This window comes from Legionella sp. PATHC032, assembly GCF_026191185.1.
Classification (GTDB): domain Bacteria; phylum Pseudomonadota; class Gammaproteobacteria; order Legionellales; family Legionellaceae; genus Legionella.
This window is the reverse complement of the sequence record NZ_JAPHOV010000001.1, coordinates 2,904,572-2,917,674: the sequence shown is the minus strand read 5'-3', so window position 1 is coordinate 2,917,674 and position 13,103 is coordinate 2,904,572. Positions and strand designations below refer to the sequence as shown.

Here is a 13,103-nt window from a genome sequence, read left to right as displayed (position 1 = left end):
ATGAATATGAGCATAACGGGAATGGACAGCAGTCTTGTAACAGAGTGCCAGGGCACTTTGCTTTTCAATGAGCCTTTGGCCGAGTATACTACCTGGCGAGTTGGTGGCCCTGCAGCAAGGCTCTATAAACCAGCAAATACAGCTGATTTGGCCTTGTTTTTAAGTCGACTGCCCTCTGATGAGCCATTATTATGGCTAGGTTTAGGCTCTAATTCCCTAATTCGTGATGGCGGTTTTTCTGGTACCGTAATTCTCACTCAGGGTTGTTTAAAAGAAATGACTTTGTTGAGTGATAACTGTATTCGGGTTGAGGCAGGAGTATCCTGTGCAAGTATGGCTCGTTTTTCTGCGCGCAATAATCTGTCAGGAGGAGAGTTTTGGGCGGGTATCCCTGGTACTATGGGTGGTGCTTTGCGAATGAATGCTGGTTGTCATGGAGGTGAAACCTGGCAATCGGTTATTGAAGTACAAACGATAAATCGTCGAGGTGAAATTAGAACCCGTAAACCGGAAGAATTCGAAGTAGCTTATCGACATGTTGCTGGCTTAGGTGATGAATGGTTTATCTCTGCTAAGCTTCAGTTATCACCAGGCAATAAAGAGACATCCTTGCAATTAATTAAGGATTTATTGGCCCATAGAGCCAATACCCAACCAACTAATGAGTATAATTGCGGGTCGGTATTTAGAAATCCTCCTGGAGATTTTGCAGCGCGGCTCATTGAGTCTTGTGGCCTCAAGGGGGTAAACATTGGTGGGGCAGTTGTTTCTGAGAAACATGCCAATTTTATTATCAATCATCAAGGCACTGCCACGGCAGCTAATATTGAAGCCTTGATTCATTTGGTGCAAACTAAAGTTCGAGAGCAAACATCTATCGAGTTGATGCGCGAAGTACATATCATTGGAGACGCTAATGTCCAAACCCGTTAATTTGGTTTTACTTTATGGTGGAAAATCAGGCGAGCATGAAGTGTCATTGGTTTCAGCCGCATCGGTTTTAAAACACCTGGATTCCGAGAAATATCATATTATACCCATTGCAATGGATAAAAATGGTCGATTTCATCGACATGATTATAATGATTTGCTCGCCTGTTCTGATAAATTACCTGTTGTTACTGAAAAATCAACCTCATTGGAAAGCTTGTTAATTAATGGGCGTCTGGCAGTTGATGCTGAAATTGTTTTTCCAGTAGTTCATGGTCCTTTGTATGAGGACGGATGTTTACAAGGTTTACTTGAGTTAGCCGGTGTTGCCTATGTAGGATGTGATGTATTGTCCTCTGCTATCGGAATGGACAAAGATATGGCAAGGCGACTCGCATGTATTAATGGGCTCAAATCAGCACGATATAAATTATTATCATGGCATGCCAATGCGTCTGAAAGGCAACAATTTTGTCATGAAGTTGCCTCGGAGTTTGGTTGGCCTCTGTTCGTTAAACCATGTTCATTAGGTTCCAGTGTGGGAATTCACAAAGCAAATAATATGGATGAGCTAAATGCAGCAGTTGCTGATGCATTACGCTATGATGAAGAAATTCTGGTTGAAGAGTTTATTGCCGGAAGAGAAATTGAACTGGCAGTGTTGGAGAACAGTATTCCCTGCGGGAAACCAAGAGTAAGTATGGTGGGTGAGATAAAAGTAAACCACCCTGACGGTTATTATTCATATACTGCGAAATATTTGGAAAGTAGTCAAACGGATTTGATTATTCCAGCTCAATTAAATAATAGTCTGGAAGAGCAACTAAAACAGGCTGCTGCGAATATTTTTACTTATCTTAAATGCAAAGGCATGGCTAGGGTAGATTTTTTTGTAAATGATAAGACAGAAGAAATTTACTTTAATGAAATAAATACATTACCTGGATTTACCTCCATAAGTATGTACCCCAAATTGTGGCAGGCAACTGGTGTAGCTTATCCTGATTTACTTGATGAATTGATTAATTTAGCAATGATTCATCACAACTGTCGTCAACATTTGGTGACAAATTACTTGTGAAGGGAACACTAAATTATGGAAGTGAACTCTGTCGGCTTGCGTTATTTAACGATAATGGGTTTGTTAATTCTTAGTGCTTTGCTGCTAGCGGGTCGGTTAGGCTATTTATATCTTGCCGATGCGGAGCGTTTTCCAATTACAACTATCAAAGTCGCAGCGACGTATGAACATATAACACATAAAGAATTGGAGAATGTGTTAGCTAAATATCTGGATGCCAGTTTCTTTTTATTATCAGTAAAAGGATTGCAAAGTGAACTGAATTCCATGAGTTGGATTGATACGGCCTATGTAGAACGAGTTTGGCCAGATACGTTGAAAATTAAACTCACTGAAAAAAAACCTGTGGCCATTTGGGGTGATGCCCTAATGACAAGGGATGGAAAATTATTCAATCAAGGTTCTGTTCCGTCAGATTTGGATATTCCCAAATTAAAAGGTCCGCAATCTCAGCAATTAGAAGTCTTACAAGTTTATGAAAAATTGAGTAAGATATTATCATCATACGGTTTAAATGCTGCAGGATTGTATTTAAGAGATAATCAATCCTGGGTGTTGCTGCTTAATCATGGTGTAAAAATATACTTAGGAAAGAAAGAGTTAGAAGAGCGGTTGCTGCGTTTTTGTAAAGCATACCCTGCTGTTTTTGCTGAAAAAGCAGATCAGTTGGCTGGCGTGGACCTGCGTTATCCACGTGGCATGGCAGTGCAGTGGAAACAACAAATGGGACGATAATGGCTAAAAAAATAGAAAAAAATATTATCACAGGGTTGGATATTGGAACTTCAAAAATTATTGCGTTGATTGGTGAAGTAACATCAGATGGAACGATAGAAATTATAGGTATTGGCCGTCATCCCTCTCGCGGATTAAAGCGAGGAGTTGTAGTTGATATAGAAACCACAGTCAATTCAATCCAGCGTGCTGTACAAGAAGCTGAATTAATGGCAGGCTGCGAGGTGAGGACGGTTTACGCAGGTATTGCTGGGAGCCATATACGTAGCCTCAATTCCCATGGTATTGTGGCGATCCGTGATCAGGAAGTATCTCAAGCCGATGTGGAAAGGGTTATTGATGCAGCAAAGGCAGTGGCAATCCCTGCTGATCAAAAGATACTTCATATATTACCACAAGAATTTATCATTGATCATCAAGGCAGTATTCGTGAGCCAATAGGTATGGCTGGTGTAAGACTGGAATCTCGGGTTCATATTGTTACTGGTTCTGTCAGTGCTGCCCAAAATATTGTGAAGTGTGTCAGGCGCTGTGGTCTGGAAGTAATTGATATCATTCTGGAACAATTGGCTTCAAGCCATGCTGTTCTTACTGAGGATGAAAAAGAGCTTGGGGTTTGTTTAATTGACATAGGTGGCGGGACTACTGATATTGCGATATTTTGTGAGGGCGCTATCCAGCATACCTCAGTTATACCGATTGCAGGTGATCAAGTGACAAATGATATTGCAATGGCCTTGCGTACGCCAACCAAGGCAGCAGAAGCAATTAAGGTCAATCATGCTTGTGCATTACCAGAATTAGCCAATCCAAACCAAATGTTAGAAGTTACCAGCGTCAATGATAGGCCCGGGCGAAAAATCTCGGCTAAAGCTTTGTCAGATGTCGTTTCAGCTCGATACGAGGAATTATTTTCTTTGGTACGCAATGAATTACGTCGCAGTGGATTTGAAGATCGTTTGGCCGCTGGTATTGTTCTTACTGGTGGAGCTTCTAATGTAAGAGGAGCAATTGAATTAGCTGAACTTTGTTTTGAAATGCCAGTCAGAAAAGGATGTGCGCATTATGTCTCCGGTTTGACTGAAGCGACAGAAAATCCTTCGTTTGCAACTGGGGTCGGTTTATTGCTTCATGGCTTTCAACAGCAATATGAAAGTGGCTATAATGTGCCAGCAATGAATGATAGTGGTAAAAGCATTTGGTCACGCATGAAAGAATGGTTTCAAGGAAATTTTTAGCTTTTCATGTAAAAACACTGATATGATGCTTAAAATGTTCTTGGTATGGATAGAAATTGAGATATGGGGTTGCATGATATTTTGCATGACTACAAATTCAGATTTTTGTCTTGTAAAGTGTAAAATGCGATAAGTTCAAAACTGTTTAATTTATTTAATAAGAAAAAAGCAGCACATTAGGGGAGACAGGGTTATGTTTGAATTAATGGAAAGCAGCCAGCAAGAAAATAATGCTGTCATCAAGGTTGTAGGTGTTGGTGGTGGCGGTGGTAACGCTGTCGAACATATGGTCGCTGAAAATATTGATGGTGTAGAGTTTATTTGTGCGAATACCGATGCACAAGCTTTGAGAGGATCTAGTGCCAAAATCCACATTCAATTGGGTGATGCACTGACCAAGGGCTTAGGGGCAGGTGCGAATCCACAAATTGGAAGAGAAGCAGCAGAAGAAGACAGAGAGCACATTAAAGAGATTCTTAGTGGTGCGGATATGGTCTTTATTACAGCCGGAATGGGTGGAGGAACAGGGACTGGAGCTGCTCCTGTTTTTGCTGAAATTGCTAAGGAACTAGGTATTTTAACGGTCGCTGTGGTAACTAAACCATTTTCTTTTGAAGGAAAACAAAGAGCGCTTGCTGCTGAGGAAGGTATTCGACGTTTGGCTGAGCACGTGGATTCATTAATTACTATTCCTAATAATAAATTATTAAGTGTTTTAGGAAAAAATATCAGTTTGCTCAATGCATTTAAAGCTGCAAACAATGTGTTGCTTGGTGCTGTGAAAGGTATCTCTGATTTAATTACTCGCCCTGGCTTGATTAATGTTGATTTTGCAGATGTTCGCACTGTGATGTCCGAGATGGGAATGGCCATGATGGGAACAGGAAGCGCAGTTGGCGAGCAAAGAGCACGTCAAGCGGCAGAAGCAGCGATTGCGTCTCCTTTATTGGAGGATGTGAATTTCTCTGGTGCTCGCGGAATATTAGTGAATATCACCGCTGGCCTTGATATGTCTATTGGTGAGTTTGAAGAAGTAGGTGACGTGGTTAAAGAATTTATTTCTGATGATGCCACTGTAGTTGTAGGAACTGTTATTGATCCTGAAATGACAGATGAGATGAGAGTAACCGTGATTGTGACTGGTTTAGGTGATAATAGACAGCGTCAGCAACAGCCACAACAACCTCTCAGAGCACGTTTGGTTGAAACTACAAGAAGCGATGGTTCTCTTGATTACCAACAACTGGAGCGACCTGCGGTGATTCGTAAGCAAGCTCAGACTGGTACTGCAACAACAGCGACAAAGCAAACCAATAATGGTAGTGAGAATGTTCCTGATGTGGATTACCTGGATATACCGGCATTTTTACGTAGACAAGAAGAAGCATAGAAGCATTTTAAATGGGATATCTTGAGAGAGGATGTGTTTTGAAAACATGGATGTATTTGATGGATGCAAACATTCTTTCTTGAATATCTCACGAATTGATTCGTATCGTTATTTTTTGCAATTTTTGTGTTTGGTTTCCAAAATCGCATTAAGTGAAATTAAAAAAATTAGACTAATCAATAAATTGTTGCTAAGATCTTAAGGTTTTTGCGTGCAAAATAAATATAAGAGAGAAAGGTGAGCACTGAATGATAAAACAAAGAACTCCTAAAAAGGTAATCCAGGCTACTGGTGTTGGATTACATTCCGGTGAGAAAGTGCTTTTAACCTTAAGACCAGCCCCTGTAAACACGGGTATCGTTTTTAGACGCGTCGATTTGTCACCTGTTGTCGAAATACCTGCCTCCTACGAATACGTTGGGGATACTATGCTTTGTACTACTCTTCATCATGGCAAGGTGAAAATTGCAACAGTGGAGCATTTATTATCTGCCCTGGCTGGGTTAGGTATTGATAACGCATATATAGATGTTAATGCTCCAGAGATTCCAATTATGGATGGAAGCGCCGCACCATTTGTATTTTTAATTCAATCAGCGGGTATCCGAGAGCAGAATGCAGCAAAAAGATATATCCGAATTCTTAAGCCTATACGAGTCGAAGACAATGGAAAGTATGTTCAGTTCCTCCCTCATAAAGGATATAAAATAACATTTACCATAGGTTTTGAGCATCCGGTTTTTAATGATAGACCACAAACAGTGAGCTTTGATTTTTCTGGAACATCGTATGTCAAAGAAGTTTGTAGAGCGAGAACTTTTGGTTTTCTTTCAGATTATGAAAAATTGAGAGAATGTGATCTGGCAAAAGGTGGTAGCTTAGATAATGCTATTGTTGTAGATGATTATCGTGTTCTTAATGAAGATGGTCTCCGCTTTGAATCAGAATTTGTCACTCACAAAGTATTAGACGCTATTGGTGATCTTTATTTATTGGGTTCCAGCTTAATTGGCGCATTTGAAGGGTATAAATCTGGTCACGAATTGAATAACAGATTGTTGCGTGAATTAATGGTTAGGCAGGATGCTTGGGAATACACCTACTTTGATACAGAAAATTATCTGCCTGCGGTTCACCCTGAATTTTATCCTGTTGAAGCCTGACAGGAATACATCACATCCATGTAGTGAGAATATCCGTTTTCACTATTATCATTTTAAAGGCATTATCTATACTAAGTATAATAGTCTAAGCAGTTTCTTTCTTTAGAAATTTATATACGGATTAAATCAAGAGGAATATCAGGATGAAATTAAAAATTGCAACATGTATTTTTACGATGTTATCCAGTTTTACGCTATTTTCTTCGCATTCCAACCTCTCAAATAATAATACAAACGATCTTCTTCATCTTGACTGGCGTGATACCACTGTATCACCTGCTGTGGATTTTTATACCTATGCTAATGGCAATTGGAAAAAAGATAACCCAATACCAGCTGACTATGCTTCCTGGGGAAGCTTTCATGTCGTTAATGAGAAAGTACAAAATATTATTCATCAGATGTTAATCAACGCATCGAAGAATATTCACGCCAAAGCCGGAAGTATTGAGCAGAAAGTAGGGGATTTTTATTTTAGTGGAATGGATGTTGATAGTATTAATAAATCAGGCATCACGCCTTTGCAACCAGAATTCACTAAAATAGAGGCAATGAAGAATCAGAACGATTTACAGGCTGAAATTGTTCGCCTGCACAAAATAGGTGTAGGGGCCTTGTTTAATTTTGGCAGCATGCAAGATTTTAAGGACAGTACCTCCATGATAGGTGCTGTTATGCAAGGAGGATTGGGGCTTCCAGACAGAGATTATTATCTTAAAAAAGAAGCTAAATTTAAACAGGTAAGAGAGGCTTACGTTAACCATCTTACTAAAATGTTTGAGCTATTGGGCGATAGTTCTGAAATGGCGGCAAAAGAAGCTAAAACTGTAATGGATATTGAAACTCAATTGGCTAAAGCATCCATGTCACAAGTCGAGCAACGTGATCCACACGCCATTTATCATATGATGACCATTGCTGAATTGGATAAAATGACTCCTAACTTTTCTTGGTCTCAATACTTGATTGCCAGGGGGCAGGGCGAAATTAAAAAGATCAATTTTGCTATGCCTGGTTTTTTCAAAACGATGAATGAGTTATTGCAGTCCGTTAGCTTGGATGAATGGAAAATTTATCTACGCTGGCATTTGATAGATGCATTCGCTCCCTACTTGTCCAAACCCTTTGTTGATCAGAATTTTAAGATGGTTTCTGCATTAACTGGCACACAAAAACTATTGCCAAGGTGGAAACGAGTCGTGAACACTGAAAATGCTGCATTGGGATTTGCAATTGGAGAATTGTATGTAGAGAAGTATTTTTCTCCAGAATCCAAACAAAAGGTCTTGGATATATTAAAAAATATCAGAACTGTACTACAAGAAGATATAAAAACTTTAAGCTGGATGTCGCCCAAGACACGTGATGCCGCATTGAAAAAACTGGATTTAATGGAAGACCGAGTTGGTTATCCATCCAAATGGTGGGATTATTCCAGCTTGAAAATAGATCGTGGCCCCTACGTATTGAATGTTATCCGAGCAAACGAATTCCTGATCAATCGCGATCTCGATAAAATTGGTAAGCCCGTAGATAGAAGTGAATGGGCGATGACACCTCAAACTATCAACGCCTATTATGATCCATCAATGAATAACCTCAATATACCGGCGGGTATATTGCAATCTCCTTTTTTTGATCCAAAGGCGCCGGCTGCCATAAATTATGGAGCAATAGGGTATGTTATAGGTCATGAAATGACTCATGGATTTGATGATCAAGGTGCTCAATTTGATGGTTACGGAAATTTGAAGAATTGGTGGGCTCCTAATGATTTATCAAAATTCAAGAAAGCGACGCAATGCATTGCTGAGCAGTTCTCAAAATATGTCGTAGATGGTGATCTGCATGTACAAGGACAATTGGTTGTCGGTGAAGCAACCGCAGATTTAGGCGGAATGATCTTGGCTTATAAAGCGTTTCAGCGGTCAAATGAGTACAAGAATGCCAAAACCATAGAGGGAATTACCCCTGATCAACAATTTTTCTTGGGAGCAGCTCATGTTTGGGCGATGAATGTCAGGCCGGAGCAACTTCGTAATCAAGTGACAACAGATCCACATCCGCCTGCTGTATACAGAGTCAATGGTAGCTTGGCCAATATCCCTCAATTTCAAGAGGCATTTAATATTCCAAATGGTAGCCCTATGATAAGTAAGAATCGTTGCATCATATGGTAAAGTGAGTTGATTTGCAGCGATTCCGGGTACCTTATAAAAACGTGCAATGACAGCCGAATGGATTACAGATTTAGGGATATGAGTAATAGAAAGTTGGAAGTTAGTTAATTAATTAGAGGTTGCTATTCGAATCACTCAATGAGGGAGGCTGTTATGTGTCGATTCGTTGCTTATTTGGGACGCCCTACGCTATTGGAAAATGTGTTGGTAAGACCTAAGAATTCAATCATCATGCAGAGTCTGCATGCACGCGAAACCAAATATCGAACCAATGGAGATGGTTTTGGTTTGGGATGGTATTCACCGGAAGTTAGCTCTGATCCTGCTTTGTTTACCTCCGTTTATCCAGCCTGGAACGATAGAAATCTTTTGCATTTAACAGCAAAAATTCAGTCTCCTTGCTTTTTTGCCCATGTTCGATCTGCCAGTGCGGGAGGAGTAACCAATTACAACTGCCATCCCTTTATTTATGGTGACTGGATGTTAATGCATAATGGGGAAATTAATGATTTTATTGATGTGAAAAGGCATATAAGGCATTTATTAGATGATGATATTTACCATTGGGTTAAAGGCCAAACAGACTCGGAACATTTGTTTGGTTTGTTTTTGCAATTAGCAAAAGGAAGAGATATTAATCAATTATCGGTGGCTGCTGATGTGTTGCAAGAAACTATTAACAAGATATTGGAAGTAATAGGACAATTTGGTCGTAGTGGACCTTCCTATTTTAATATTTGCCTTACAAATGGTAAAAAGATTATCGCTACCCGCTATTGCAGCCATGAGAAGAAAAAACCTTTGACGCTGCATTATCTGATTGGGTATGTATTATCTACTCAAGGTTTATGGATAAAAGAAGAAGGTAATCCAGCTTACGTTGTTGTTTCATCTGAAAGGCTAAATGATTTGGATGAAGGATGGGAAGATGTGCCACCACAACATATGATACTGATTGATGAAAATAAAAACATTCAGTTGCGCCCTTTACAAACATTGGGTTAAACTTGATTGATTTTAACAATAAGAGACACTTATGGCTAAAGAAGAAATGATTTGTAGAATAATTAGATTCATTACTCAGAAACCAAGTAATAAAAAAACTTGCTGCGGGCGCTAATGAATTTTACTCTTTCAGAATTACTTCACTATAAAAATGAAAAAATAGTTACTCATTTTTGCCATTCTCATCCAGAGTATTCCATGCGAGAAGGGCTAATCCTCTTTGCGGATTTATTAGCCTGGATGTGGCTTAATAAGCAAAGAAGGTTGCGGGGTAAAAAAACCTATCTTTTTGGACCATTATTGAGCCTCGATGAGATGTGGCATTCTTTTATTTTGCATACTCGGGATTACGTTGATTTTTCCATGAAGTACTTCGGTGAATATTTTCATCATGACGTTGAACCTGTTGGTTTTGAGCATGTCCTGGATGAAGATGAATTGACCGATTATCTGCAAGATTGCTTTCAATACCTCAATAAGGAATGGGTTGAAAGGAGGTTTTCAATGGCTTTTTCTGACATTGATCAGTAATAAATGTAACAAATTAGTCATTGCTTTAACAATAAAATGCTTTAAGGAGAGGTTAGAAACACTGGTTTAAAGCAAATTGAATAATTTCCCTCGAAAAATTATTGGCGCTCCACAAATCATTATGTTCTTTGTTGTCAAAAGAAAGCATTTTTTTAGGTTCATTGGCTTCATTAAAAACGTTTAAGCCTTCTTGATACGGCACTATCTGATCCAATTTTCCATGCAAAACCAGAAGAGGGACATGAATTTTTTTCATACGAGCAAGTGAATTATATTGATCCCAGGGTTTAAGGAAGTTCAATGGGTAGTGATACTGGGCAAGCCTTGTTAATGATGTAAAGGGTGATTGAAGTATAACCCCACAAACCGGGTATTTTGTGGCAAGATGAGTTGCTACTCCGGTACCTATGGATTCTCCATATAAAATTACGCTCTTTGATGGCACTCCATGTTGAATTAAAAATTCGATGGCTCTCTCTCCATCTTCATAAAGACCTTTCTCGCTAGGTTTGCCTGGATTACCTCCATAGCCACGGTATTCTAATAAAAATACTCCTAAACCAGCAGCAATAAATTCACGCACCAAAGGCATTCTGTAACCAATATGGCCAGCATTCCCGTGCAAATAGAGTATTGTAGGGCGATTCTTGCTCGCAGGTTTGTACCAGGATTTTAAATGTAAATTATCTTTTGTATGCAAGGAAACTATTTTCATATCTGATGCATTGTAATCTTCCAACTTTGGGGTATGCCTGTTAGGGAAATAAATGAGATGACGCTGAAATAAGTACATTAGCGTAATGACAATACCTATAATAATAAGCCCGGTTAGTACAATTTGTTTCAGCATGATCATGTTAAGCAGGATTTAAAATATATTGTATTAATTTGATTATAATGCATTTTTATCGATTGAAAGCCAATATCGATGATGAGCGTACCCTCAAAAGAAATATTACCGAAGAAGAAAATAATAAGAGACAATTTTTATGGGGAGGTTCTCAAGGGCGCTTTGCTTGAAAAAATTTGTCCAAAAGTGATAAATCTGCAAATAAGTTATTCACACAATTTAAATACCCCACTCTAAATACTTAGGTCAGGACTGTTCAATATTCGCTCTTCTGCCTCTTTAAATATTACCATCACCTTTTTGCGAGAACTGGTTTTTAAGTTCAGTTTTTTTGTGGTCTTATCCTGACCTTCAGCAAGAATTTGCATTTCTGGGGAAGCCAAAAATTCTAATTTTTTTTCCTCCAATTGTTCCATGGTTCTTATGTCTGCTAAAGAGTCTCTAAGTTCTTTGAGAATCACTCTCTTCAGTCCATCCCCCTTTAGACCCTCATATATTTCTTGTCTTTTCGGGCTAAAAAATCGATTCACATCGACTTCATGCGAATGTTTTTTAAACTTTTTATCCTGAGATAACACTTCTAATATTGTTTCATGCAGATCATGGACAAGTTTTTTGGGTAATGATACAAGTCCCTCATGATAAAATCTAAGCAAAGCATCAGGATTATCCGATAATGATTGGCTTTTGTTATTTTCATACCATTTCTCTATAGGGACTCTCCAATCAATTCTGTTATCCTCCTCATCGGTGGGTGGATAGATGAAATTATAGACATATAGCCATTGATCTTTACCATAAACAAGAAACTTCCTGCTTAGATCATCAACTCTGCCGTTGTCATATCGAAAACCACTATCAAGATCAATGGTTTTCACCGTTTCTTTTGTTGCAATCAGATTTTGTGGGCTAATATGGTAAGGATTATTCGCCAAATCAGGATGCCAGTACCCTGCATCATTAAGTTCTTTAAGCGCAAGAATAAATTCCTCGATTTTGGGCTGGTCGATTTTTTTGTTAATAGGGATGGCATTGATTTTAGGCATATAGAAATACATGTTTTCTTCATTCTTGATATTCCATAGTCCTAGAACGAAGTGCTCTTGAATGCCATGATATTTAAGGAAAAATTGCTGTTCTAAAATATGGAGGTTAATTTCTTCATAAAACTCTCTTGGATGTCTGCCTCGAGATACTTTCATAGCCTTATCTTCTGTTTTCTCATATACCGTTCCTTGTTCTCCTTTTCCAAGCTCCTTATAGTCCCTTTCAGTACTCTCCATAATTTTACTGTTCTGTGTATGCTCATTCTTGTGACTTTTCCACATTGAAACATAATCTACTGGTTCATCATTCTCAAAACGAACAGCATAAACTTCATTATTATAACGATAGATTTTAAATTCTTTGTTGGGTTCAGTCAGATAGTGGGCAGTTATGTCTTTTCCATTAACAATGTTATTTATTTTAGGCATAGTAAGCTCTAACAGAATGGTTTAATATTTGAGCATTATAGTGAAAAAAAATTCAGAATACAAATGAGATGGTTGATGAGTTATTCACTTTGAGCTAAATGCAGTAATGCTTTTTTCAGTGGCTCATAAGTACAGTGTTGACTTTCACTAATAATGGTAGCCTTGGCTTTTTCAGACAGAGTAAGAGATTTCTTTGGTGTAGGGTTTTCCATTGGAGAGGAGGGAGCAATAATGGTAATTTTAATTGAAGACAGCTGATAAAGCCCAGCTTCTTTTCTCAATTTATCCCGCAATTCAGGAAGTAAATAGCGTATTTCGGAAGCAAAAGCAGCATTGGTTGTGGTTAAAACCAAACTCCCTTTATTAAAACTGCCTACTTGACATTTAGAAGTTAAATGGGAAGGAAGAAACTCAGAAATTTTAAGAGATAATTCTTCCAGCTGCATAGAATGCTGGCAAATTGTGCTGAGTTGCTTATTTAGGCATTGACTGATTGATTTCATAACTGTTGTCTTAATTGTTAGG

13 protein-coding genes are annotated in these 13,103 nt (G+C 38.6%); 10 read left to right on the top strand and 3 right to left on the bottom strand.

Features of this window, described 5'->3' with window-relative positions:
* The first annotated feature begins 6 nt into the window (after positions 1-6).
* From murB to OQJ02_RS12965, 9 genes are all read left to right on the top strand, one after another.
* Positions 7-933 carry a UDP-N-acetylmuramate dehydrogenase gene (gene murB / locus OQJ02_RS13005; RefSeq protein ID WP_265719426.1) on the top strand — a complete coding sequence of 309 codons (927 nt, stop codon included), beginning with the start codon at positions 7-9 and terminating at the stop codon, positions 931-933.
* Positions 917-2,011 carry a D-alanine--D-alanine ligase family protein gene (locus OQJ02_RS13000; protein ID WP_265719425.1) on the top strand — a complete coding sequence of 365 codons (1,095 nt, stop codon included), beginning with the start codon at positions 917-919 and terminating at the stop codon, positions 2,009-2,011. The genes murB and OQJ02_RS13000 overlap by 17 nt, the downstream gene beginning before the upstream one ends.
* Positions 2,012-2,026: 15 nt before the next feature.
* Positions 2,027-2,746 (top strand): cell division protein FtsQ/DivIB, encoded by a 720-nt coding sequence (locus tag OQJ02_RS12995; RefSeq protein ID WP_265719424.1) that lies wholly within the window; start codon positions 2,027-2,029, stop codon positions 2,744-2,746.
* Positions 2,746-3,984 (top strand): cell division protein FtsA, encoded by a 1,239-nt coding sequence (ftsA, locus tag OQJ02_RS12990; protein WP_265719423.1) that lies wholly within the window; start codon positions 2,746-2,748, stop codon positions 3,982-3,984. Before OQJ02_RS12995 ends, ftsA begins: the two co-directional genes overlap by 1 nt.
* Before the next feature lie 193 nt (positions 3,985-4,177).
* Entirely contained in the window at positions 4,178-5,374 is a 1,197-nt protein-coding gene (gene ftsZ, locus OQJ02_RS12985; protein WP_265719422.1) for a cell division protein FtsZ, read from the top strand.
* 248 nt (positions 5,375-5,622) lie between these two features.
* A complete protein-coding gene (gene lpxC / locus OQJ02_RS12980; protein WP_265719421.1) occupies positions 5,623-6,537 on the top strand; it encodes a UDP-3-O-acyl-N-acetylglucosamine deacetylase in 915 nt (304 codons plus the stop codon).
* Positions 6,538-6,680: 143 nt separating this feature from the next.
* The gene (locus tag OQJ02_RS12975) at positions 6,681-8,717 is read left to right on the top strand and encodes a M13 family metallopeptidase (RefSeq protein WP_265719420.1); all 2,037 of its coding nucleotides are present in this window, start codon (positions 6,681-6,683) and stop codon (positions 8,715-8,717) included.
* A gap of 153 nt (positions 8,718-8,870) precedes the next feature.
* On the top strand, positions 8,871-9,722 hold the full coding sequence (locus OQJ02_RS12970; protein WP_265719419.1) for a class II glutamine amidotransferase: 852 nt from the start codon (positions 8,871-8,873) through the stop codon (positions 9,720-9,722).
* A 114-nt stretch (positions 9,723-9,836) separates the two neighbouring features.
* A complete protein-coding gene (locus OQJ02_RS12965; protein ID WP_265719418.1) occupies positions 9,837-10,253 on the top strand; it encodes a hypothetical protein in 417 nt (138 codons plus the stop codon).
* Positions 10,254-10,305: 52 nt separating this feature from the next.
* Here OQJ02_RS12965 and OQJ02_RS12960 read toward each other — a convergent pair whose 3' ends face one another.
* Positions 10,306-11,103 carry an alpha/beta hydrolase gene (locus OQJ02_RS12960; RefSeq protein WP_265719417.1) on the bottom strand — a complete coding sequence of 266 codons (798 nt, stop codon included), beginning with the start codon at positions 11,101-11,103 and terminating at the stop codon, positions 10,306-10,308.
* 47 nt (positions 11,104-11,150) lie between these two features.
* On the opposite strand from OQJ02_RS12960, the gene OQJ02_RS12955 reads away from it, so the two are divergent.
* The gene (locus OQJ02_RS12955; RefSeq protein WP_265719416.1) at positions 11,151-11,273 is read left to right on the top strand and encodes a hypothetical protein; all 123 of its coding nucleotides are present in this window, start codon (positions 11,151-11,153) and stop codon (positions 11,271-11,273) included.
* 63 nt (positions 11,274-11,336) lie between these two features.
* Here OQJ02_RS12955 and OQJ02_RS12950 read toward each other — a convergent pair whose 3' ends face one another.
* Together OQJ02_RS12950 and OQJ02_RS12945 are read right to left on the bottom strand one after the other, a co-directional pair.
* Positions 11,337-12,578, bottom strand: a complete 1,242-nt coding sequence (locus OQJ02_RS12950; RefSeq protein ID WP_265719415.1) for a Dot/Icm T4SS effector — start codon at positions 12,576-12,578, stop codon at positions 11,337-11,339.
* Positions 12,579-12,658: 80 nt separating this feature from the next.
* Entirely contained in the window at positions 12,659-13,081 is a 423-nt protein-coding gene (locus OQJ02_RS12945) for a DUF721 domain-containing protein (RefSeq protein ID WP_265719414.1), read from the bottom strand.
* Positions 13,082-13,103: the final 22 nt, after the last annotated feature.